Raw genomic sequence first — 23,639 nt, forward strand, 5'->3', positions numbered from 1 at the left:
GCGGACACATCGGCGAAAGAAGAGAAATCAGATCCACACGGAAGGACGGATTTTCGATTCCACATAGTTCGACTCTGCCAGGACCGTACAGCTCTCCTTTTCCACCCCTCTTTCACCGCACTTTCTCACTTCATCGCGGCCAACAAGAACTACAGGTCACATGCGCGCAAACGCCATCAAGAGTAATTCCTGAGCATTCCTTGAGCGACCCTTGAGTGATACATTGAAGCCGCCTGCGAAAATGACGCTGCCTCATTTTCCTCAGCAATCCGAAATCAGAAAAAACCACGGAAAACGGAGCCGAGTGTGGACGCGAATTCGCTCGAACCGGGGCATTGGATACGCCGCTATCACCCGGCGCCCGACAGCGGCGCCAGGCTGCTGTGCCTGCCGCACGCCGGCGGTTCCGCGGGCTTCTTCCTGCCGGTGGCCCGCGCGCTGTCCTCGGTGGCCGACGTGCTCGCGGTGCAGTACCCGGGGCGCCAGGACCGGCGCACCGAGCCGTGCGCGAGCAGCGTCACCGAGCTGGCCGACCGGCTCCTGCCCGTCCTGCTCGACGGCTGGACGGACCGGCCGCTGGCCCTGTTCGGGCACAGCATGGGCGCCTCCGTCGCCTTCGAACTCGCCGGTCTGCTGGAGCGCGCGGGCACGCCGCCCGCCGTGCTCATCGCCTCGGGCCGCCGCGCGCCCTCGCGCCTGTCCCCCGAGTACGTCCACACGCTGGGCGACGAGGCCCTCGTCGCCGAGCTGAAGCAGCTGTCCGGCACCGACGCCCGCATCCTCGGCGACGACGAGATGCTGCGCATGGTGCTCCCGGCCCTGCGCGCCGACTACCGCGCCGCCGAGACCTACCAGCCGGAGCGCTTCCACCGGGTGAGCTGCCCGGTGGTCACCCTCACGGGCGACGCCGACCCGAAGGTCCCGCTCGACGACGCCGAGGCCTGGCGCGAACACACCAACGGCACCTTCGAGATGCACGTCTTCCCCGGCGGCCACTTCTACCTGGCCGACCGCGCACCGGACGTCATCACCCGCATCCGCACGATCCTCGCCCGCACCGCGCTCCCGACCGGCTGAAGCGCCCAAGTCACCGCTCCACCAAGGAAAGGAGCCCCCATGCGGACAAGCCCCGAGCCCCCGTCCCCTCCCCCACTCCATGAGGAGTGGCAGCAGCTGGTGGCGGGCGTCCTGCGCAAGTCGGGCAGGGAGGTCACGGCCGAGGCAGCCGAGGCCGCGCTGTCCACGCCGCTGGAGGACGGCCTCACCACCCGCCCCCTCTACACCGCGCGCGACCGGGCCCCCGCCCCCGGCCTCCCCGGCTTCGCCCCCTACCTCCGGGGCAGCAGGCCCGAGGGCAACACCGTCAGCGGCTGGGACGTACGCCAACGCCACACGATCGCGGACAACGACGCCGTCCTCACCGACCTGGAGAACGGCGCCACGTCCCTCTGGCTCACCATCGGCCCGAACGCCATCCCGCTCGCGTCCCTCCCCGAAGTGCTGAACGGCGTCCACCTCGACCTGGCGCCGATCGTCCTGGACGCGGGTGCCGAAGTCGGGCCGGCCGCAAGCGCGTTACTACGCCTCTGCACGGAACGGCGTATCCCCCCGGAGTTGGTCCACGGCAACCTCGGCGCCGACCCCCTGGCCCACCAAGCCCGCACCGGCCGCCCCTCCAGCATCCCGCCCCTCACCGACCTCACCCGGCGCTGCGCCGAAACGTACCCGGGGCTAAGGGCGTTGACCGTGGACGCGTTGCCGTACCACGAGGCGGGCGGCTCGGCGGCACAGGAGCTGGGCTGCTCCCTGGCGACCGGCGTGGCGTATCTGCGGGAGCTGACCGGCGCCGGTCTGAGTGTCGAACAGGCCTGTGGGCAGCTGGAGTTCCGGTACGCGGCCACCGCCGACCAGTTCCTGACGATCGCCAAGTTCCGTGCGGCGCGGCGCCTTTGGGCCCGGGTGGCCGAGGTGTGCGGGGCACCGGCAGCCGGAGCGCAGGTGCAGCACGCGGTGACCTCGCCGGTGATGATGACGCGCCGCGACCCGTGGGTGAACATGCTGCGCACGACGGTCGCGACGCTGGCAGCAGGGGTGGGCGGGGCGGACGCGGTCACCGTGCTGCCGTTCGACCATGCGCTGGGCCTGCCGGACGCGTTCGCGCGCCGGATCGCCCGCAACACGTCGACGATCCTCATCGAGGAATCACACCTGGCACGGGTGATCGACCCGGCGGGCGGCTCCTGGTACGCGGAGCGGCTGACCGATGAACTGGCCCACTCAGCCTGGGAGTTCTTCCAGCAGATCGAGCAAGTGGGCGGCCAGGAAGCCGCGTTGACATCAGGAATGATCGCCGAACGCCTCGCCGAGACCTGGTCGGCCCGGAGCGCGAAGCTCGCCGAGCGCCGCGAACCCATCACCGGCGTCAGCGAGTTCCCCCACCTGACGGAGAGACCCGTCGCCCGCGCACCCGCCCCCGCGCCGCCCTCCGGAGGCCTCCCCCGCGTCCGGCGCGACGAGGCCTACGAGGCGCTGCGTGCCCGTTCCGACGCCCATCTCGCCGCCACCGGCGCCCGCCCCCGGATCTACCTGGCCGCCCTCGGCCCGGCCGCCGCGCACACAGCCCGCCTCACCTTCGCGTCGAACCTCTTCCAGGCGGGCGGCATCGAGCCGGTCACCGAGGGCGAGTTCGCGGAGAGCGGCGCCACCGAGGCGTGCCTCTGCTCAAGCGACGCCCTGTACGAGGAGCAAGCGGCCCTGGTCGCCGGGGAGTTGAGGGCGGCCGGTGCCGGGCACGTGTTCCTCGCGGGCCGCCCCGGACCGTACTCCGACGTCGACACCTATGTCTTCGCGGGCTGCGACGCCGTAGCCGTGCTCTCCACCACCCTCGACCGCATGGGAGTGTCCTGATGGCAACGATGGGGCACATCCCCGACTTCACCGGCATCGAGCTGGGGACCCCGGCCGCCGACGCCGACCTCGACGACTGGTCCAAGGCCGCCGAACAGGCCACCGGCGAGGCCGCGCCGCTGTGGGAGACCCCGGAGGGCATCCAGGTCAAGCCGCTGTACACGGGCCACGACCTGGAGGGCCTGGACTTCCTGGACACCTACCCGGGCATCGCCCCGTTCCTGCGCGGCCCGTACCCGACGATGTACGTCAACCAGCCCTGGACCATCCGCCAGTACGCCGGGTTCTCCACAGCGGAGGAGTCCAACGCCTTCTACCGCCGCAACCTCGCCGCCGGCCAGAAAGGCCTGTCGGTCGCCTTCGACCTCCCGACCCACCGGGGTTATGACAGCGACCACCCCCGCGTGACCGGCGATGTCGGCATGGCGGGCGTCGCGATCGACTCGATCTACGACATGCGCCAACTCTTCGACGGCATCCCCCTCGACAGGATGACGGTGTCGATGACGATGAACGGCGCCGTGCTCCCCGTGCTGGCGCTCTACATCGTCGCCGCCGAGGAACAGGGCGTCCCGCCCGAGAAGTTGGCCGGGACCATCCAGAACGACATCCTCAAAGAGTTCATGGTCCGCAACACCTACATCTACCCGCCGAAACCGTCGATGCGGATCATCTCCGACATCTTCGCCTACACCTCCCAGCGCATGCCCCGCTACAACTCCATCTCCATCTCCGGCTACCACATGCAAGAGGCGGGCGCGACAGCCGACTTGGAGCTGGCATACACCCTCGCCGACGGCGTCGAGTACATCCGGGCGGGCCGGGAAGCGGGCCTGGACGTAGACGCGTTCGCGCCCAGGTTGTCGTTCTTCTGGGCGATCGGCATGAACTTCTTCATGGAGATCGCCAAGTTGCGGGCAGCCCGCCTGCTATGGGCCAAACTGCTACGGCAGTTCGCCCCGCAGAACCCCAAGTCCCTTTCCCTACGCACCCATTCACAGACCTCGGGCTGGTCCCTGACCGCGCAGGACGTCTTCAACAACGTGACGCGGACAGCCGTGGAGGCGATGGCGGCGACGCAGGGCCACACGCAGTCGCTGCACACCAACGCCCTCGACGAGGCCCTCGCCCTGCCCACCGACTTCTCCGCCCGCATCGCCCGCAACACCCAACTCCTCCTCCAGCAGGAGTCGGGCACCACCCGCGTCATCGATCCGTGGGGCGGCAGCGCCTACGTGGAGCGGCTCACCTATGACCTCGCCCGGCGGGCCTGGCAGCACATCGAGGAGGTCGAGCGGGCGGGCGGCATGGCCCGGGCCATCGACGCGGGCATCCCCAAACTCCGCATCGAGGAAGCCGCAGCCCGCACCCAGGCCCGCATCGACTCCGGGCGTCAGCCGGTCATCGGCGTCAACAAGTACCGCGTAGAAACCGACGAACAGATCGACGTACTGAAGGTCGACAACACGTCGGTACGCACCCAACAGACAGAAAAACTGCGCCGCCTCAGAGCGGAACGCGACGAGAAGGCCTGCCAGCAAGCACTGGACGCCCTCACCCAAGCAGCCGCAGGCGAGGGCAACCTCCTGGAACTGTCGGTGAAAGCGGCCCGCGCGAAAGCGACGGTAGGAGAGATCTCAGGCGCCCTGGAAAGGGTCTACGGCCGCCACGCAAGCCAGATCCGCACGATCTCGGGCGTCTACCGCAAGGAAGCGGGCGACTCCGCCGCCGTCGACCGCACCCGCTCCCTGGTCGACGCCTTCGCCGAGGCCGAGGGCCGCCGCCCGCGCATCCTGGTCGCCAAGATGGGCCAGGACGGCCACGACCGGGGCCAGAAGGTCATCGCCACCGCCTTCGCCGACCTCGGCTTCGACGTCGACGTCGGCCCCCTCTTCCAGACCCCGGCCGAGGTGGCCCGCCAAGCGGTAGAAGCAGACGTCCACATCATCGGCGTCTCCTCCCTCGCCGCAGGGCACCTCACCCTGATCCCGTCCCTACGCGACGAACTGGCCAAGGAAGCCCGCGAAGACATCCTGATCGTCGTAGGCGGAGTAATCCCACCCCAGGACGTGCCGACCCTCCTGGAGATGGGAGCGGCAGCCGTCTTCCCACCCGGCACGGTCATCCCCAACGCGGCACACACCCTCCTGAACCACCTATCGACCGACCTCGGCCACGAGCGATGACCGACATCAAACGCCTGCCGCCCACGCCGAACTCGACCGACGGAGAGCACCCACCACATCGGCCTCGGTGTCTACAACGGCAGGAACGGCCCGACCTGACCGATGCTTACGTTGCGGTCGGCGTGATTCGCTACCGTGTACGAGTTCACACGTGCACTTACTCGCCATGAAACTTCCCGAAAGATTGCCAACCGGCTTGAAAAGCGATAAAAGCACCATCGCCGCGAGCCGCGAGCCGCGAGCCGCGAGCCGCGAGCCGCGAGCCGCGAGCCGCGAGCCGCGAGCCTCTGACCAGCTGGAGGAGCGGGTTTGTTAGAGGCGGGCGCCTTGTCCGGTAGCCGGCCGCTCCGCGTGCCCGTGGGGCGGGACGCCCACCGCTGGAGCACCTTCCCTGGCGAACGCACCCTTGTCGTCGCCGCCCGTACGGTCACCTCGACCGTACGCGTCCTGGAAACGTTGCCGTTGCTCGTGCGCGGCGACCCCCGTGTGACCGTCGTTTTCGCCCACGACCCCACGTCCGCCTTCGGCTCCGGCGTCCTCGACCTCCTCCACCATGCCGGATGCCGGGTCATGCCCTGGGAGCAGCTGGGGCACATCGCCCCCGACCTCATCCTCTCCGCCAGCGAGAACATCGACGTGCCGGAAGGCGACTGTCCGGTGCTCGTGCTGCCGCACGGCGTCGGCTTCCAGAAGCTCGTGCCGGATTCCCGGAGTCCGCACGAGAGGCTCTCCGGGGTCGTACCGGACTCCCTGCTGGAGTCGGGACGGGCCTGGCTGGCGGTCTCCCACCCGGCCCAGGAGGAACAGTTGCTCGCCGCCCATCCGAAAGCGGCCGGGCGCACGCTGCTGGTCGGCGACCCCTGCTTCGACGAGTTGACCACCAGCCGGCCGCGCAGGAAGGCGTACCGCGAGGCTCTGGGTGTCACGGAACACCAGCGTCTGGTCATGATCAGTTCGACCTGGGGGCCGACCTCCCTCCTGGGCCGCCACCCGGATCTCCTGCCGAACCTCATCGCGCGACTTCCCTACGACGAATACCGGGTCGGCGCGATCGTCCACCCCAACGTGTGGTCGGCCCACGGGACTTGGCAGATCCGCACCGTGCAGGCAGCCGCCCTGGACGCGGGGCTGCTGCTGATGCCGACCGTCCATGCCTGGCGGCCCGCGCTCGTCGCCGCGGACGTCCTCGTGGGCGATCACGGCTCGGTCACCCTGTACGGGGCGGCGGCAGGCACCCCGCTGCTGCTGGCGACGTTCGGCGGTGACGCGGTGCCAGGAACCGCCGTCCACGACCTGGCGGCCGTCGCACCCCGGCTCGATCCGCGCGGGGACCTGCGCCGACAGGTCGAGGACGTCGTACGCGAGCACCCGCCCGAGCGGTACGCGGCGGTCGCCGCGCAGGCCTTCGCCGAGCCGGGGCAGGCCCTCGCCCGGCTCCGCACCGCCCTCTACCGCCTGCTGAAGCTGCCGGAACCGACCTCCTCGCCCCCGACCGCCCTGGTACTGCCGGTTCCAGATCCACCCGACACACCGGTCACCTCATGGGAGGTGACCACCAGCGTCGCCGGGGACCGGACAGCGCCGACCGTCACCATGCGCCGTTTCCCAGCAACCGTCGCCGCACACGGCAGGACGCCTCCGGACTCCGACACCCTCTTCACGCATCTGGCCTGCGCGGACGACGAACGCGACCTCCGGCTGACCGAGAGCGCCTCGGTCCTCGTCCGCCGCCACGCCGCGCCCACCTCGGTCGGGGCCCTGCGCTGGATCGAGGACACCCTCGCCCAGTTGCCCGGAAGCCTGGTCGCGGCGTCGGCGGTGCGTGGCGGCGGCTGTCTGATCGGGCTCAGCGACGGCCGGGTCGTGGAGGCGGCGACCACCGGTCCGGAACTGGACCCGGGTGTGCCCGCCGCAGTCGTCCATGCCTGTCTGCGTGCGGGGATTCCGCTGGACGGAACCCATGTGACGCTGCGCATCGGCGACCTGCGGGACGAGGACGTCGTCCTGCGTCTCCGTCCCGCCCTGCCGACCCGCTGACCAGTTGACCGCCGACCCACACCGGAAACCAGGCTCAGCGGGTCAGTGGCTCAGCGGGTCAGTGGGTCAGCGGATCAGTGGGTCAGCCGTCGAGATCGTTCAACCGCTGCCGCAGTTCCTCCGACAGGCGGCGGTTGCCGCGTGCCTCGTAGATGTCGGCGGCCCGGCTCAGACACTCACGCACCAGCTCCTCCTGGCCGCCCGCCCGCTCGGCGACGTCGGCGAGCTGCACCCGGGCCTGCGCCTCGTACTGCATCCCGTCCGCCACCCCGGCCAGCGCACGGGCCGCCGCCAGCAGGTCACGGAGCGCTTGCCCGGTGTCGCCGAGATGACCGTGCACGATGCCGATGGCAGCCTTCACCCGGGCCGCCATCCGCAGGTCGGGCTCCACCCGGTTCTCCAGGTCCCGCTGCGCCCGGCGCAGCAGGACCAGGGCGTCCGCGTGATCGCCCCGGACATCCAGCGCGCACCCGAGGAAGAAGGTGACGAGGGCGGCTCCGCGGGTCTCCCCGGCACGTTCGTTGAGTTCGAGGGAGCACCGATACGCCCCGACCGCTTCGGGCGGGTCGACAACGTCCAGGTATCGGCCGAGGAACTCCTGCACGGAGGCGCGCAGGGCGAGGCGCCCGGTCGTCTCGGCCAGCGCGACGGCCCGCTCCAGCTGCACTCCCGCCCGGTCGTTCTCACCGAGGTCGAGCAACGGGCGTGACAGCAGGCTGCGTAGCCGGGCCTCGCCTGCCGTCGCCTCCTCGACCTCGCCCGCCGTGTCCGCCGAGGCCGCCGCTGCCGCAGCCGCTTCGATGCCCAGTTCGAGTGCTTCCGTCCACGCCCTGAGATAACGGTGGTACAGGAACAGCACCGAGAACGCCTCGGCCAGACGCCAGGCCAGGGCGTGGAGTCCGTGCCGGACAGCGCCGCGCAGTACCGCGAGGATGGCGGAACGCTCGGTGTCCAGCCACTCAAGCGGCGGTGGCCCGCCGGCCGCGGCGAAGGGGTCGTCGGCGTCCCGCAGCAGGTCCGCGAGGTCGGCGATCCGCAGCCGCTCCTTCCTGAGCGCCCGGTCGGCGAACGCGGTGAGAACGAGGTAGTGCGTGCCCACCCGCTTCGTCAGCGCCGCCTGCTCGGTCGCCGGCTCCACCTCGACCGCACACTCCCGGGCATGCAGCCGAATGAGGTCATGCATGCGGTACCGGCCGTCGTGCATCTTCTCCAGCAGGCTGGCCTTCACCAGCACGCCCAGCAGGCGCTTCGCGCTCCCCGGGTCGATACCGGCGCCGACCGCGGCCACGCCGACGTCGAAAATACCGAACGGCAGCCACCCGAGCAGCCGGTAGAGCCGCGCCGCAGCGGGCGGCAGCAACCGGTAGGACGGGCCCAATACAGCGGACACCGAGGACTCCTCCCCGTCCAGTGCCAGTCCGGCCAGTCGACCGGCCTCGTCTTCGAGTTCGGCGGCCAGTTCCGCCATGGTCAGGAGCTCGTCGTCGAGCCGCGCCGCCACGACCTGCAAGGCCACGGGTAACCCGTCACACAAGCCCACCAGGCGTTCCGCCGCCTCCCGTTCGGCCTCGACCGCCTCCGCACCGCACTGGTCCGTCAGCAGTTCCAGCCCGCCGTGCGCATTCAGTGGCTTGACGGGTGTCAACCGGGCGCCGCTGCGAACGGTCAGGTCACCGATCCGGCCCTGACTCGTGGCCAGTACGGCGCTGCCCGGCCCCTTGGGAATCAGAGCACGAACCTGCGCGGCCTGGTTGACGTCGTCGAGGACGAGGAGGATACGCAGGTCGGCCGTACGCGACCGGAACAGGTTGGTCCGGTCGAGGAGCGAGTCCGGAATGCCGACGTCACCGCCCGGCAGGGCCCTCAGACACATGGCCAGCGCCTCGGAGACGTCCCCACCGGGCCCGCTGAGCGGCGTGACCTGGTCACGCAGGGCCGCGAAATCCACGTACAGCTGCCCGTCCGGGAACCGTTCTCTGGCCCTTTCCGCGCACCGCCAGGCCATGGCCGTCTTGCCGACTCCGGGAGGTCCGACCAGTACATCGATACCGACGGAGCTGCCCTCCAGCATGCCGAGTCGCGCTTCCCAGGCCGCGAGTTCATCGGTCCGGTTGCTGAACGGCCCGGTCACGACCGGCACTTGGTCGGGCCTGACAGAACGGCCCGACCCCGGCGAAGGTGCCGGCGCAACGTGGTAGTGGATGTCACCGTGAACGGGCGAACCCTGAAGGACCAGACCGTGGTTCACACCGCCGCTGACCAGGTTGACGAAGGTACGTGAGGCATCCGGCGCCAGCTCGGACAACAGCCGCGCCAGCTCCTCCACGGACCCCGGATCTTGCTGGAAGATTCCCGACAGTCGCCCTTCCAGACGCTCCCGGACACGGCCCTGGGCGTCCGTGTCACCTTCCTCCCGCGCCCTGTCCAACTCCTCACGATCCGCTTGCAGTTCCTCTGCGGCGGCCTCATCCGAAGAGCGCGGTCCGAAGATCCGGACCAGTCCGTTCTTCGCCCGCTCATACGCCTCCGACACGAGCAGCTCGACCAGTGCTGTCGCCCCCGATACCGCGAGAGCCCCCAACTCGACTTCCACACAGCCCCCTTCGCCCATCCAGCCCCGCAGGGCAGTCGGACACCCACGGTAGAGAGATCTTGAACGCTTGGACAGCCCGGCCCACAGCAACTCAACGAGGAACGCCAACCATGCGCCCACACAGCACACGAACCGGAGAACCCCGGCCCGCCTTCACCTCAACCTCGCCAGACTCGACCACCCAATCGAGAGAGGCCGCACCGACCAACACCGGAGAAGGCCGCGCCGACCAACACCGGGAGAGGCTGGGTAGGCCGACGCCGGGGGAGGCTGGGTCGGCCGACGCCGGGGGCGAAAAAAGCAAAAGCCCCAGGTCACGGCGAGTGAGTCCTGGGGCTTCCACAGAGCCGCCTTCGGGATTCGAACCCGAGACCTACGCATTACGAGTGCGTTGCTCTGGCCATCTGAGCTAAGGCGGCGCGCTCTCCGCACCATGGTGCGGTCGGCAACGACGGTAAGTCTACACAGTTTCGCGGGTGCTCCGCGCCACCCCTCGGAGCACCCCGCGACGCCCCCGGCCCGCCCCGCCGACACGCGCTATGAGCAGCGCTTTCCCTCCGCCGGAGGGGTCCCCTGGAGCAGGTAGGTGTCGATCGCCGAGTCGATGCACGCGCTGCCCCGCCCGTACGCCGTATGGCCGTCGCCCTCGTAGGTGAGGAGGCGGGCGGAGGACAGTTGACGGGAGAGGGCCTGGGCCCAGCGGTAGGGCGTCGCCGGGTCGCGCGTGGTGCCGACGACCACGATGGGCGCCGCGCCCTTCGCCTCGATCCGGTGCGGCTCCCCCGTCGGCCTCACCGGCCAGTACGCGCAGCTCAGCGACGCCCACGCGAGGCCCTCACCGAAGACCGGCGACGCCTTCTCGAAGGCGGGCAGCGCGTCCTTCACCTGCTCCGGCGTGGAGTAGGCGGCGGGGAGGTCGAGGCAGTTGACGGCGGCGTTGGCGTACATGAGGTTCGCGTAGTGGCCGTCGGCGTCGCGCTCGTAGTAGCTGTCGGACAGGACCAGCAGACCGGCGCCGTCCTTCTCCTTCATGGCCGACGTCAGCGCCTCGCGCAACTGCGCCCACGCCGACTCGTCGTACATCGCCGCGATGACGCCGGTGGTGGCGAGGGCCTCGCCGAGCTTGCGGCCGTCCGCGTCGCCGGTGGGGATCGGATGGGCGTCGAGCTTCCGGAAGAACGCCTTCAGGTGGTCGCCGACCTGCGCGGGCGTGGTGCCCTTGCCGCCGAGCGGGCAGTCCGACTGCTGAACGCAGTCCTTCGCGAACGACTGGAACGCCGTCTCGAAGCCCGCCGTCTGGTCGAGGTTCATGCGGCTCGCGGGCAGGGAGGGGTCCATCGCGCCGTCCAGCACGAGCCGCCCGACCCGGTCCGGGAAAAGCCCCGCGTACGTCGCCCCCAGGAACGTCCCGTACGACGCCCCCACGTACGTCAGCTTCCGGTCCCCCAGCACGGCGCGCAGCATGTCCATGTCCCGGGCCGCCTCGACGGTGGACACATGGCGCAGCATCTTCGACGAACGTTCCCCGCAGCCCTCGGCGAACTTCTTGTACGCGTCGACGAGTTCGCCGGTCTCCCGCTGGTCGTCGGGGGTGGTGTCGGTCTGCGTGAACGTGTCCATCGCGCGCCCGCTCAGGCACTCGACCGGCTCGCTGCGGGCGACCCCGCGCGGGTCCATCGCGACCATGTCGTAACGGGCCCGTACCTTCGCCGGGTAGCCGATGCCGGCGTACTGCTGGAGGTAGCCGATCGCGGAGCCGCCCGGGCCGCCGGGGTTCACCATCAGGGAGCCGAGCGGCGCGCCCTTGCCCGTCGCCTTCTTGCGCGCGACGGCCAGTTTGATGTCACCGGCGGCCGGAGCGTCGTAGTCGAGGGGCGCCTTCATCGTCGCGCACTCGAAGCCGGACACTCCACAGCTGCGCCACGCCAACTTCTGCGCGTAGTACGGCGACAACGCCGCCGGCGTGGCCTTCGGCAGCGCGGCCAGGGTCACCGACGCCGCCCCCTCGGCGGAGTCCACCGAGCCCGAGGGCGAGCAGGCGGCGACGAGCAGCGCGGCAACGGCGAGCAGCGCGCCGGTCGCGTGACGCCCGGGGCCGGAGGACGGGGTGGTCGGGCGGGGAGTTCGCCTGATGTGCATCAAACGACCCTAACTCTGTGCGATCGATGAAGTGCTCTCTGTATCCGAACTGCCCCGTACGAGCTACCTGGTCAACCTCCCGTTGATCATCCCGACCACCCCGACACCCCCGTCACGAGGGCCATCCCCGTCAGCAGGGCCATCCCTGCCATGCAGCCCCTCCCCGTCACGAGGGCCTTCCCCGCCACGCAGGCCACTTCTGTCACGCAGGTCGCGCAGGCCCGCAGGCCCGCAGCCCCGCATACAGGGCAACCGAGGCGCCCAGCAAGCCAGTTGCCCCCTCAAGCCCCCACCCGGCCGAACCCACCAAACCGTCGCCCCACCGAACTGGTCGAGCCCACCGAACCCGTAAAGCCCGTTAATCCCGCCGAGCCAGCCCACCGGAACCAAACCGATCCACCCGACCAAGCCAGATCGAGCCAGGTCGAGCCGACCAAACCGCTCAAGCCGACCAGTCCGACCAACGTCGACCAGCCCGACCACCCCCACCAGCACCCACCCCCACGCCACCCCCACGCCCCGCCCCCGTCACCCCGCCCGCAACGCCATGGTCATCGCCTCCACCGCCAGCAGCGGCGCCACATTGCGGTCGAGGGCCTCGCGGCAGGCGCCGATCGCCTCGATGCGGCGGAGTGTGGCCTCGGGGGAGCCGCTGCGGGCGAGCCGTTCGAGGGCGTCCTCGGCGTCGGCGTTGGCGATCGCCACCCGGGAGCCGAGCTGAAGGGCGAGAACGTCCCGGTAGAAGCCGGTCAGGTCGGTGAGGGCGAGGTCGAGGCTGTCGCGCTGGGTACGGGTCCGGCGCCGTTTCTGCATGTCCTCCAGGTCCTTCATCACGCCCGCCGTGCCGCGCGGCATCCGCCCGCCCTGCACCGCGCCCATCGCCGCCTTCAGCTCGTCCGTCTCCTTGCCGTCCATCTCCTCGGCGAGCTGTTTGGCGTCGTCGGCGGCCGCGTCGACCAGTTCCTGCGCGGCCTTGAGCGCGCTGCCGACGTCCTCGACCCGCAACGGCAGCTTCAGCACGGCGGCACGTCGCGCCCGGGCGGCCGGGTCGGTGGCCAGGCGGCGAGCCTGGTCGACGTGGCCCTGCGTGGCTCGGGCTGCGGCGGCGGCCACGTCCGGTTCGACGCCCTCGCGCCGTACGAGCATGTCGGCGACGGCGGCGACGGAGGGCGTCAGCAGGTTCAGGTGACGGCAGCGGGAGCGGATGGTGGGCAGCACGTCCTCCAGGGAGGGCGCGCACAGGAGCCAGACGGTGCGGGGGGCGGGCTCCTCGACGGCCTTGAGGACGGCGTTCGCCGACTTCTCGTTCAGCCGCTCGGCGTCCTCGACGAGGATGATCTGCCAACGGCCGTTGGCGGGTGAGGTGAACGACTTCCGTACGGTGTCCCGCATGTCGTCGGCGAGGATCTGCGCACCGACGGCGGCGACCGTGGTGACGTCCGCGTGCGTGCCGATCAGCGCGGAGTGGCAGCCGTCGCAGAACCCGCAGCCCGGGGAGCCGCCGAGCGCGCGGTCCGGGGACACGCACTGCAACGCTGCGGCGAACGCCCGTGCCATGTGCGTACGCCCGGCGCCCGGGGGCCCCGTGAACAGCCACGCGTGCGTCATCTTCGAGGCCTCCGGCGGGGGCGTGCGCGCGGAGGCCGCGGTGACCAGGGCGTCGGCGTCCCGGGCAGCCGCGTCGAGCCGCTCGGCCACCTTCTCCTGACCGACGAGGTCGTCCCACACCGTCATACGTCACCCCGCCCTTTCGTCACGTCCCACGTTCCGCCCCCCATTGTGCGGGCTACCACTGACAACGCCGCCCACCAGCAGAATCACACCCGCACCCACCCCAGAACGAACACCACCGAACCCCAACCCGAACAGCCCGAACGACACCAAGGCAAACGACGCCACCACAACCGACGCCCACCGGCCTCCCCGAGCCGGCGCATCCGACGCCCACCGCACCGCCCAGCCCACACCCCACCACCGCCCACCGGCCAGCCCCCAACCACCCCACCCGACCGCAAGCGCCACCACCCGCCCCCACCGACCGGAGCCCACCTCCACCAGCCCCGCCCAATCCCCGAGCGCAAGCCCATCAAACCCATCAAGCCGGACAACCCCAGCACCCCCGACAGCCCCAGCACCCGCCCCCACACACACCACCACCCCCACCAAACACAACCGGGGCGGCCCCCACTCCCGTGGACACCGCCCCGCCGTCAACTCCCGCGCCGCCTCACCACCCTCGGCGCATCGTCAACTCCCGCTCCCGCCGACGCTCAGCGCCCGCGCCCCCCGCGTCGCCCCGCGTCATCGCCGCGCTCATCCTCGCGCGGGCCGAGCAACTCGTCGGCCAGGGACGGCAGGTCGTCCAACGGCGTCTCCTCGGCCCAGTCCGAGCGAGGCCTGCGGCGCGGCGCCTGCGCACCGGCGGGCGGCACGTCCGCGCCGACCTGGGGCAGCTCGCGTGTCCGGTCCTCGCCCAGATCGCCGTACCGCTGCCCCGGAGCCGCGCCGGCGCCCGACTCGTCCCGGAAGAACCCCGGCGGCACCCGGTCGGCAGGGTCGCCGCCCCGCACGGGAGGCAGCTTCGCGGTCTCGTCGGCGCTCGCGGGCGGCACCTGCGGCAGCACAGCCGTCTCGTCGGCGGCACCCGGCACCACGGGAGGCAACACCGCCGTCTCCTCAGCCGCACCCGGCACGACCGGCGGCAACACCGCCGTCTCCTCGGCCGAGCCCTCCGGAACCGGCGGTTTCGGCAGGGTCGCCGTCACCTCGGACTCGGACTCACCGCCGGACCGCCCGGAACCGTCCCGCACCGGCCGCAGCACAGCCGTCTCATCAGAGGCACCGCCCGAACCCCACGCCGCCCCCTCGGGACGACCCGAACCCCGCCCCGGACCCGAACCGCCCGCCCCACCAGACCCTTCCGAGCCAGGGCCAGAGCCGGAGCCGGAGCCGGAGCCGGAGTCCGAGCCGGAGTCCGGGTCCACGGACCCCCGGCCCCATCGCGCACCGGCACCCGCGGCCCCGGAGGCCTCCTCCGGCGTGACCATCGGCGTGGTCACCGTCGCCGCGTCGTCCCCCGGTCCCGAACTCGCCGACGGATTCGACTTCTTGGGGCGCCGTTCCGCTGCGGTCGCGGCCTGTTCGGCGAGGCGGCGGGCCTCCTCCGCGCGCAGGAGCGCCTCTTCGGCCTTGCGCTGCTTCTCCAGGCGCCGGGTCTCGGCCTCGGCGTGCAGCCGGGCCTCCTCCTCGGCCTGCTGACGACGCCGTTCCGCGTCGGCCTTGCGGCGGGCTTCCGCCTCCGCGCGGGCCTTCTCCTCGGCGAGCAGCCGGGCCCGCTCCTCCTCCGCGCGGCGGCGCGCTTCCTCGGCCCGCAACCGGGCTTCCTCGGCCTGCCGTTCGGCCTCGCGTCGCTGCGCCTCCTCCAGCTCGCGCTGCTTGCGCTCCTCCTCCTCGGCGCGCAGCTGGGCGAGCTGCTCCTGGCGCTCGCGCTCCAGCCGTTCCTCCTCGGCCTTGCGGGCGGCCTCTTCCTCGGCCTTGCGGCGGGCGTCCTCCTCGGCCTGCCTGCGCGCCTCCTCCTGGGCCTTCACCTCGGCCTCGGAGAGCGGCAGCAGCTGGTCGAGGCGGTGCCGGACGACCGTCGTGACGGCCTCGGCCTCCTGGCCCGCGTCCACGACGAGGTACCGGCCGGGGGCGGCCGCGGCCAGCGTGAGGAACCCGGAGCGCACGCGCGCGTGGAACTCCGCCGGCTCGGACTCCAGCCGGTCCGGCGCCTCGGTGAACCGTTCGCGCGCGATCTCCGGCGAAACGTCGAGAAGCACCGTCAGATGCGGAACGAGTCCGTCCGTGGCCCAGCGGTTGATGCGGGCGATCTCGGTGGGCGACAGGTCCCGCCCGGCGCCCTGGTAGGCGACCGAGGAGTCGACGTACCGGTCGGAGATGACGACGGCGCCGCGCTCCAGGGCGGGCCTGACCACCGTGTCGACGTGCTCCGCGCGGTCGGCCGCGTACAGCAGCGCCTCCGCGCGGTGCGAGAGCCCGGCGCTCGACACGTCGAGCAGGATCGACCGCAACCGCTTGCCGACCGGCGTCGCGCCGGGCTCGCGGGTGACGACGACCTCGTGGCCCTTGGCCCTGATCCACTCGGCGAGCGCCTCGACCTGGGTGGACTTGCCTGCTCCGTCGCCGCCCTCCAGGGCGATGAAGAAGCCGCTCGTCGCGCGGCCCGTCGCCCGGTCGTCGCCGCCGAGCAGCGCGTCCCGCAGGTCGTTGCGGAGCGGGACGCCGGAACGGTCGTCGGCCTTGGCGAGGACCAGCGCGGCGACCGGCAGCAGCAGCGCGCCGACGAGCATCAGGGTGAAGGCGGCGCCGCCGTGCGCGAAGACGAACTTGCCGTTCTCCAGGCGGTGCGGGCCGATCGCCGCGGCGACCAGCGGGGCGACCAGCGCGCCGAGCGCCACGCAGACCCGGACCACCGCGTGCAGGTGCTCGGTGGTCCGCGCGCGGCGGTACTCCTCGGCCTCCTGGTCGAGCAGGGTGTGCCCGGTGTTGGCCGCGACGCCCGCGCCGACACCGGCCAGCGCGACGATCAGGACCACGGTGGTGACGTCCGGGACGAGCCCGGCGGCCAGCAGCGCGACGCCGGTGAAGGCGATCGCCAGCGCGAGCAGCCGACGCCTGGACAGCGTCACGAGCACCTTCGGGGCGGTGCGGATGCCGACGACGACACCGCCGGTCAGCCCGAGGACCAGCAGGCCGTACAGGACGGGGCCGCCGCCCAGTTCCTTGGCGTGCAGCACGGCGACGGCGACGGCGGCGGCGATCGCGCCCGCGACGGACGCCGAGGCGAGGACGAGCAGCGGGATCGTGCCCGTGCGGCCCTTGTCGATGTCGTTGCCCGACTTGGGGCGGCGCAGCCCCTCCAGCGGGGAACGCGCGCGTGGCGTGCGCGACGCCGGGAGCTCCAGGAACGTCAGCACCGAGAGGGACGCGGCGAACAGCCCGGCCGCCACATAGGAGGCCAGCGCCGCCTGGTGCTGGGCGAACCAGTCGATCCCGGCGCCCAGCAGGTTGTTGACGAGGGACGCGGCGACGAGCGCGGCGGCGGCGAGCGGCACGGCCACGAACCCGGTGCGCAGGGAGAGCCGGCGCAGCGCGTCCAGATGGTCGGGCAACGGCCGTACCGTCGCGCCCTCCAGCGGCGGGGCGGGCAGCAGCGCGGGGGCCGCGCTCTCCCGGCAGACCGTCCAGAAGCGCTCGGCGACCCCGGTCACGAAGGCCGTGACCAGCAGGACGGCCGGCGCGTCGTCCGGCGTCCAGTCGATCCACAGGGGCGCGATGAGGAGCAGCACGGCCCGCAGCCCGTCGACGCCGACCATCGTCCACCGGCGGTCGAGTGGGCCCTCCTGCGAGGTGAGCGAGGCGAGCGGGCCGAGAAGCACCGCCCCGAAGAGGATCGTCGCGAAGATCCGCACGGCGAAAACGGTCGCCACTGCGAACGCCACGCCGCGGTAGCCGCCGCCGAAGGCTCCCTCGGCGATGGCTGCCTGGAGGACGAGGAGGACCACCACCAGCAGGGCGAGGATGTCGCCGACTCCGCCCACGAGTTGGGCGCTCCACAGCCGCTTCAGTTGCGGTTCGCGCAGCAAGGCGCGGACGGCACGCTCGCGGGAGTCCGCGACCAGTGCGTCGTCGGGGGCCGGGTGGTGGGCCGTTGGCTGCTCGGCTCGCGTCATGCTTTCAGCCTATCGGCAGCCACTGACAACCAGTCGTACCTGTCCGAACGTACGCACGCCCCGACACCAAAGCGTTGTCGGGGCGTTCTTTTCGCGAACGGTTCCGTCACGCAACCAGCCCGACCCGGACCGATTCCACTCAGGCCCGATCGCCTTCCGCTCAGGACCAGCCATCCGGTCAGGACCAGCCGTCCGGACCAACCGGTCATACGGATCGTGCGGCGCCGCAGTCCAAGGGAAGACCCACCGCCCGCGCCCCCTGACAACGGCTCGCGCCCCTGACAACTCCGCGGCCCCGCCGCCCACCTGATCCGGAGGTCAGGGGGCGGCGGGGCCGCGGGGCCGGGAATCGGCGGGGCGAGCGAACCGCCTCAGTCCTCCGCGGACTTGGCGGCGGTCGCCTTCTTGGCGGTCGTCGTCTTCTTGGCCGTCGTCGACTTCGCCGTGGTCTTCTTGGCCGCCGTCGCCTTCTTGGCCGGGGCGGCCTTCTTCGCGGCGGTCTTCTTGGCGGCCGTCTTCTTCGCGGGCGCCTTCTTGGTCGTCTTCTTCGCCGGGGTCTTCGCCCGCTTCTCGACGAGGAGTTCGAATCCGCGTTCCGGGGTGATCTCCTCGACGCTGTCGCCTGAGCGCAGGGTCGCGTTGGTCTCCCCGTCGGTGACATACGGACCGAACCGGCCGTCCTTCACTACCACCGGCTTCCCGCTGACCGGGTCCTCGCCCAGCTCCTTCAGCGGCGGCTTGGCGGCGGCGCGGCCCCGCTGCTTGGGCTGGGAGTAGATCTCCAGCGCCTCTTGCAGGGTGATCGTGAAGAGCTGGTCCTCGGTCTGCAAGGACCGCGAGTCCGTGCCCTTCTTCAGGTACGGGCCGTAGCGGCCGTTCTGCGCGGTGATCTCCACGCCCTCCGCGTCCACGCCGACGACACGCGGCAGCGACATCAGCTTGAGCGCGTCCGCCAGCGTGACCGTGTCCAGGGACATGGACTTGAAGAGGGACGCGGTGCGCGGCTTGACGGCGTTCTTCCCGGTCTTCGGGGTGCCCTCGGGGAGCACCTCGGTGACATAGGGGCCGTAACGGCCGTCACGGGCGATGATCTGGTGCCCCGACTCGGGGTCGGCGCCCAGCTCGAAGTCGCCGCTCGGCTTGGCGAGCAGTTCCTCGGCGTGCTCGACGCTCAGCTCGTCCGGCGCCAGGTCCTCGGGCACGTCGGCGCGCTGGTGGTTCTCGGAGTCCTTCTCGCCGCGCTCGATGTAGGGGCCGTACCGGCCGACCCGCAGCACGATGTCGTTGCCCACCGGGAACGACGACACCTCGCGCGCGTCGATCGCGCCCAGGTCGGTCACCAGTTCCTTGAGGCCGCCGAGGTGGTCGCCGTCGCCGTTGCCCGCGTCGGCCGCCACACCGGCGACCGTGCCCTCGCCGAAGTAGAAACGCTTCAGCCACGGCACGGACTTCGCCTCACCGCGCGCGATGCGGTCGAGGTCGTCCTCCATCCTGGCGGTGAAGTCGTAGTCGACGAGCCGCCCGAAGTGCTTCTCCAGGAGGTTGACGACGGCGAAGGAGAGGAACGACGGGACGAGCGCCGTGCCCTTCTTGAAGACGTAGCCGCGGTCGAGGATGGTGCCGATGATCGACGCGTACGTCGACGGGCGGCCGATCTCCCGCTCCTCCAGCTCCTTGACGAGGCTGGCCTCGGTGTAGCGGGCCGGGGGCTTGGTGGCGTGCCCGTCGACCGTGATCTCCTCGGCGGTCAGCGCGTCGCCCTGGGCCACCTGCGGCAGGCGGCGCTCGCGGTCGTCCAGCTCCGCGTTCGGGTCGTCGGCGCCTTCGACGTAGGCCTTGAGGAAGCCGTGGAAGGTGATCGTCTTGCCGGAGGCGCTGAACTCGACGTCGCGGCCGTCGGACGCGGTGCCGCCGATCTTGACCGTGACGCTGTTGCCGGTCGCGTCCTTCATCTGGGAGGCGACGGTCCGCTTCCAGATCAGCTCATACAAACGGAACTGGTCGCCCGTCAGGCCGGTCTCGGCCGGGGTGCGGAAGCGGTCGCCCGAGGGACGGATCGCCTCGTGCGCCTCCTGGGCGTTCTTGACCTTGCCGGCGTACGTGCGCGGCTGGGGCGGCAGGTAGTCGGCGCCGTACAGCTGGGTGACCTGGGTGCGGGCGGCGGTGATCGCCGTGTCGCTGAGGGTCGTGGAGTCCGTACGCATGTAGGTGATGAAGCCGTTCTCGTACAGCTTCTGGGCCACCTGCATCGTCGCCTTCGCGCCGAAGCCGAGCTTGCGGCTGGCCTCCTGCTGGAGCGTCGTCGTACGGAACGGGGCGTACGGCGAGCGGCGGTACGGCTTGGACTCGACGGAGCGGACGGCGAACCGGGTGTCCGCCAGGGCGGCGGCGAGCGCACGGACGTTCGCCTCGTCGAGGTGGAGGATCTGCTCGCTCTTGAGTTGTCCCAGGGAGTCGAAGTCGCGGCCCTGCGCGACCCGCCTGCCGTCGACGGTCTGGAGGCGCGCGACCAGCGACGACGGGTCCGACGAGTCCCCCGCGCGGCCGGTCGCAAAGGTGCCCGTCAGGTCCCAGTACTCAGCAGAACGAAAAGCGATGCGCTCGCGTTCCCGTTCCACCACGAGCCGGGTGGCGACGGACTGGACACGCCCGGCGGACAGCCGCGGCATGACCTTCTTCCACAGGACCGGCGAGACCTCGTAGCCGTAGAGGCGGTCGAGGATGCGGCGGGTCTCCTGCGCGTCGACGAGCTTCTGGTTGAGCTGACGCGGGTTGGCGACGGCCGCCCGGATCGCGTCCTTGGTGATCTCGTGGAACACCATGCGCTTGACCGGGATCTTCGGCTTGAGGACCTCCTGGAGGTGCCAGGCGATCGCCTCGCCCTCCCGGTCCTCATCGGTGGCGAGGAAGAGCTCGTCGGAGTCCTTGAGGAGGTCCTTGAGCTTCTTGACCTGCGCCTTCTTGTCGGCGTTGATCACATAGATCGGCTGGAAGTCGTGTTCGACGTCCACACCGAGGCGACGGACCTCGCCGGTGTACTTCTCGGGCACCTCCGCGGCGCCGTTCGGAAGGTCGCGGATGTGCCCGACGCTCGCTTCGACTACGTAGCCGGGGCCGAGGTAGCCCTTGATCGTCTTCGCCTTGGCAGGCGACTCGACGATGACGAGTCGACGCCCGCCCTGTGCGGTCTCGCTGGTCGGGGACAACTTCGCTCTTCTCTCCGGTCGGTGCTGTGGCCTCCCCAGGCCTTCGTCCCGGGGTCGGGTCATGGTGTCGCTGCGGAGTGTGACGGTACATCCCGCCCCCGTGTCAAACGGGAAAAGCCCGCAACGGCCACTCGAACGGTAACCCGACTACCGCCATTCCTGCCGCCCGGAGTACCCACCGGCCTGTTCGAGCCGATCCGGACGATCACGATCTGGCGGTGGCGCCCCAGCTCGGCGCGGTCCTTCAGAGTCGCGTGAAGCACCACGCGGAGAGGATCAGCGCGATCAGCGCGAAGAGGCTCGCGAGGGTCAGGGATGCGACGGGGTTCACATCGTGCGCGACGGGCTCGCCCTGCCGCGCCCGGACCCCGGTCCACACCAGCAGCGCGCCTCCGAACAGGGCGAACACCGCGCCCGCGAAGATCGCCGGTCCGCTCTCCATGGCTCCCCTGCCCCTTTTCTCCCCGTCGACACGCACCTCGCCCGGGCAGACTGGCACGCACGGACGGCGCCCCGGCGAACCAGAGGTGAACGCACCACCGCCACCCCCTGCCCCACGCCCCCCAACCCGCTGGTCGTACGCCCCCGCGCCCGAGGGAACGCCCCCTGAGCACCGGCTCCCTCCCGGCCGACTCCGCACGCCCTTCCCGTTCCCCCGCACGCCAACGGCCATGACGGCACCGTCACGCCACCCACCCCGCCGGTCCACGCCCCCCACCCGCGCGCGTGCCCACGGCGCGCACGCCCCGCCCGCAACGTGCTCCATCGCGCGCATGCCTCCACCGCGCGCGTGCCCCACCGCCCCCAGCGCCCAAGGCACCCGGCACCTCACACCCCCGCCAGGATGTTGGCCGATTTCCCCCCTGCCGACCATGCCGCCCCGGGGCGCACACCAGCCCGCCGCGAGCCCACCTGCCCCGGCCCCCACTGGCCCCGAGCCCGACGCCCACACGCGCACGTGCCCCGGCACCCGCTGCTCCCGGGCCCACGCGCACGTGCCCCGGCATCAGTCAGCCCCGGAGCCCCAGCGCCGCCGCCCGGGCCCCGCGCCCGCCCGCATCAGCCCACCCCGGCACGAGTGCCCGACCCGGCGCCCGGCTCCCCCTGTACCGCGCCCTCCCGCGCGCCCCTCCCGCTCCCTGCCCGCTCCCCTCACGCCGGTTCGAGGAAGCCCTGTTCCACGAGGACGCGGAGCTGGGCGGGGGTGCGGTCGCGCAGCAGGATCGGGTCCTCGCCGACCAGTTGGGCGATGGCGTCCAGGATGCGACCGGCGCTCAGCGAGCCGTCGCACACGCCTGCGAAGCCCGCGGCGACCGTGTCCACCTTGGTCGCCCGCCGCATCCCCCGGTGCTGGCGCAGCACGACGTGCTCGGGGTCCTCGGCGCCGGGCAGCCCGACCTGCTCCTGGACGACCTCGGCGGCGAGCCTGAAGTGGCCTTCGAGCAGGGCGGCGTCGTCATGGACGCGCAGGTAGTCGAGGCGGTCGAAGTGCGCGCGGACGGTGTCCCCGAGCGGCTGCTCGATCGAGTGCGGCCACTCCTCCACGGTGACCGACGGCTCGGCGGCGTCGCTCCTGCGCAACGTGATCCACCCGAAGCCGACCGCCTTCACCTTGCGCGCCTCGAACTCGTCCAGCCACGCGTCGTACAGCGCCTGGTACGCGGCCGAGTCCCCCTGGTGGTCCCCGGCGTCGCGCAGCCACAGCTCGGCGTACTGGGTGACGTCCTGCACCTCGCGCTGCACGATCCAGGCGTCGCAGCCGCGCGGCACCCACGCGCGCAGCCGGTCCTGCCACTCCTCCCCCTCCACGTGCTGCCAGTTGGCGAGGAACTGCGCGAACCCGCCCCGGCTCAGCCGCTCCCCCGCCTGCTGAACGAGCGTGCGGCACAGATCGTCCCCGCCCATCCCGCCGTCCCGGTAGGTGAGTCGCGCGCCCGGCGAGATGACGAACGGCGGGTTGGACACGATGAGGTCGTACGTCTCGCCGTCCGCGACCGGCTCGAACAGCGACCCCTCGCGCAGATCGGCGGCGGGCGCGCCGGAGAGCGCCAGGGTGAGGGCGGTGATATGCAGCGCGCGCGGGTTGAGGTCGGTCGCCGTCACGCGCGTGGCGTGGCGGGTGGCGTGCAGCGCCTGGATGCCGGAGCCGGTGCCGAGGTCGAGGGCGGCCGGGACCGGCGTGCGGACGGTGATGCCGGCCAGCGTCGTGGAGGCACCGCCGACGCCCAGGACGACCCCCTCGGCGCGGTTGCCGATCCCGCTGGCGCCGCCGACCGCGCAGCCCAGGTCGGAGACGATGAACCAGTCCTCGCCGTCGGGTCCGCCGTAGGGCCGCACGTCGACGGTCGCGGCGACCTCGTCGTCGCCGACGGTGGTGAGCCAGCCGCTCTCCAGGCACTCGGCGACGGGCAGGACGTCGGCCACGCGTGCGTGCGGCGCGGGCTGCCGCAGCAGGAAGAGCCGGACGAGCACCTCAAGCGAGGTGTCCCCGCGGGTCGCCCGGAGCGCGGGCACGGTCTCGCTGCGGGCCAGCGCCGCGTACGCGGGGGCGCCGAGCAGATCGAGCAGACCGTCGGCGGTGAAGGACGCGGCCAGGAAGGCGTCCCGCAGCCGGGCGGCTGTCTCGGGGCGGTCGGAGGCGGGCAGGACGGGCAGGGAGGACAGACCGGAATCACTCACGCTCCCCATTGTGTCCGCTCCCACTGACATCGCGAACGCCCACACGAGCCGACGAGGCACACGCGCGTACGCCGTCGGAAGCGCCCGTCCGACACCCGCACGCGCGAAAGCCTCGGTACGCGCGGGTACCGAGGCTTTCGGGGTCTGCCGGACCGTTCTC

11 protein-coding genes and 1 tRNA gene are annotated in these 23,639 nt (G+C 71.6%); 4 read left to right on the forward strand and 8 right to left on the reverse strand.

What is annotated here, in order from left to right; all coding sequences use genetic code 11:
* Nucleotides 1-306 precede the first annotated feature (306 nt).
* The 4 genes from ACIQOU_RS07905 (at nucleotide 307) to ACIQOU_RS07920 (ending at nucleotide 7,130) form a co-directional block, all read left to right on the forward strand.
* The gene (locus ACIQOU_RS07905) at nucleotides 307-1,077 is read left to right on the forward strand and encodes a thioesterase II family protein (protein WP_401534962.1); all 771 of its coding nucleotides are present in this window, start codon (nucleotides 307-309) and stop codon (nucleotides 1,075-1,077) included.
* 39 nt (nucleotides 1,078-1,116) lie between these two features.
* Nucleotides 1,117-2,907 (forward strand): methylmalonyl-CoA mutase family protein, encoded by a 1,791-nt coding sequence (locus ACIQOU_RS07910; RefSeq protein ID WP_401534964.1) that lies wholly within the window; start codon nucleotides 1,117-1,119, stop codon nucleotides 2,905-2,907.
* An 8-nt stretch (nucleotides 2,908-2,915) separates the two neighbouring features.
* On the forward strand, nucleotides 2,916-5,093 hold the full coding sequence (gene scpA, locus ACIQOU_RS07915) for a methylmalonyl-CoA mutase (RefSeq protein WP_401535793.1): 2,178 nt from the start codon (nucleotides 2,916-2,918) through the stop codon (nucleotides 5,091-5,093).
* Between the two features lie 351 nt (nucleotides 5,094-5,444).
* Nucleotides 5,445-7,130: a hypothetical protein gene (locus tag ACIQOU_RS07920; RefSeq protein ID WP_401535794.1), complete on the forward strand. Its 1,686-nt coding sequence runs from the start codon at nucleotides 5,445-5,447 to the stop codon at nucleotides 7,128-7,130.
* A gap of 82 nt (nucleotides 7,131-7,212) precedes the next feature.
* On the opposite strand, the gene ACIQOU_RS07925 is transcribed toward ACIQOU_RS07920, so the two are convergent.
* The 8 genes from ACIQOU_RS07925 to ACIQOU_RS07960 all read right to left on the reverse strand — a co-directional run bounded on the left by ACIQOU_RS07925 (nucleotide 7,213) and on the right by ACIQOU_RS07960 (nucleotide 23,488).
* A complete protein-coding gene (locus ACIQOU_RS07925; RefSeq protein WP_401534967.1) occupies nucleotides 7,213-9,723 on the reverse strand; it encodes an NB-ARC domain-containing protein in 2,511 nt (836 codons plus the stop codon).
* Nucleotides 9,724-10,068: 345 nt separating this feature from the next.
* Nucleotides 10,069-10,142 (reverse strand) — tRNA-Thr (locus tag ACIQOU_RS07930).
* A gap of 118 nt (nucleotides 10,143-10,260) precedes the next feature.
* The gene (locus ACIQOU_RS07935) at nucleotides 10,261-11,862 is read right to left on the reverse strand and encodes an alpha/beta hydrolase (RefSeq protein ID WP_401534969.1); all 1,602 of its coding nucleotides are present in this window, start codon (nucleotides 11,860-11,862) and stop codon (nucleotides 10,261-10,263) included.
* Between the two features lie 528 nt (nucleotides 11,863-12,390).
* A complete protein-coding gene (locus tag ACIQOU_RS07940) occupies nucleotides 12,391-13,596 on the reverse strand; it encodes a DNA polymerase III subunit delta' (protein ID WP_401534970.1) in 1,206 nt (401 codons plus the stop codon).
* Between the two features lie 536 nt (nucleotides 13,597-14,132).
* The gene (gene tmk, locus ACIQOU_RS07945) at nucleotides 14,133-17,594 is read right to left on the reverse strand and encodes a dTMP kinase (RefSeq protein WP_401534971.1); all 3,462 of its coding nucleotides are present in this window, start codon (nucleotides 17,592-17,594) and stop codon (nucleotides 14,133-14,135) included.
* Between the two features lie 371 nt (nucleotides 17,595-17,965).
* On the reverse strand, nucleotides 17,966-20,800 hold the full coding sequence (gene topA, locus ACIQOU_RS07950; RefSeq protein ID WP_401534973.1) for a type I DNA topoisomerase: 2,835 nt from the start codon (nucleotides 20,798-20,800) through the stop codon (nucleotides 17,966-17,968).
* Between the two features lie 244 nt (nucleotides 20,801-21,044).
* Nucleotides 21,045-21,242: a hypothetical protein gene (locus ACIQOU_RS07955; protein ID WP_401534975.1), complete on the reverse strand. Its 198-nt coding sequence runs from the start codon at nucleotides 21,240-21,242 to the stop codon at nucleotides 21,045-21,047.
* A 710-nt stretch (nucleotides 21,243-21,952) separates the two neighbouring features.
* Nucleotides 21,953-23,488 carry a methyltransferase gene (locus ACIQOU_RS07960; RefSeq protein ID WP_401534976.1) on the reverse strand — a complete coding sequence of 512 codons (1,536 nt, stop codon included), beginning with the start codon at nucleotides 23,486-23,488 and terminating at the stop codon, nucleotides 21,953-21,955.
* Nucleotides 23,489-23,639: the final 151 nt, after the last annotated feature.

It is taken from the genome of Streptomyces sp. NPDC091279 (genome assembly GCF_044757465.1).
GTDB lineage: Bacteria > Actinomycetota > Actinomycetes > Streptomycetales > Streptomycetaceae > Streptomyces.

What these genes read in the sequence shown, in the direction of transcription:
- ACIQOU_RS07910 (WP_401534964.1), top strand. Translation starts at nt 1,117, where the DNA reads ATGCGGACAAGCCCCGAGCCCCCGTCCCCTCCCCCACTCCATGAGGAG.
- scpA (WP_401535793.1), top strand. Translation starts at nt 2,916, where the DNA reads ATGGGGCACATCCCCGACTTCACCGGCATCGAGCTGGGGACCCCGGCC.
- ACIQOU_RS07935 (WP_401534969.1), bottom strand. Translation starts at nt 11,862, where the DNA reads ATGCACATCAGGCGAACTCCCCGCCCGACCACCCCGTCCTCCGGCCCC.
- ACIQOU_RS07940 (WP_401534970.1), bottom strand. Translation starts at nt 13,596, where the DNA reads ATGACGGTGTGGGACGACCTCGTCGGTCAGGAGAAGGTGGCCGAGCGG.
- tmk (WP_401534971.1), bottom strand. Translation starts at nt 17,594, where the DNA reads ATGACGCGAGCCGAGCAGCCAACGGCCCACCACCCGGCCCCCGACGAC.
- ACIQOU_RS07955 (WP_401534975.1), bottom strand. Translation starts at nt 21,242, where the DNA reads ATGGAGAGCGGACCGGCGATCTTCGCGGGCGCGGTGTTCGCCCTGTTC.
- ACIQOU_RS07960 (WP_401534976.1), bottom strand. Translation starts at nt 23,488, where the DNA reads ATGGGGAGCGTGAGTGATTCCGGTCTGTCCTCCCTGCCCGTCCTGCCC.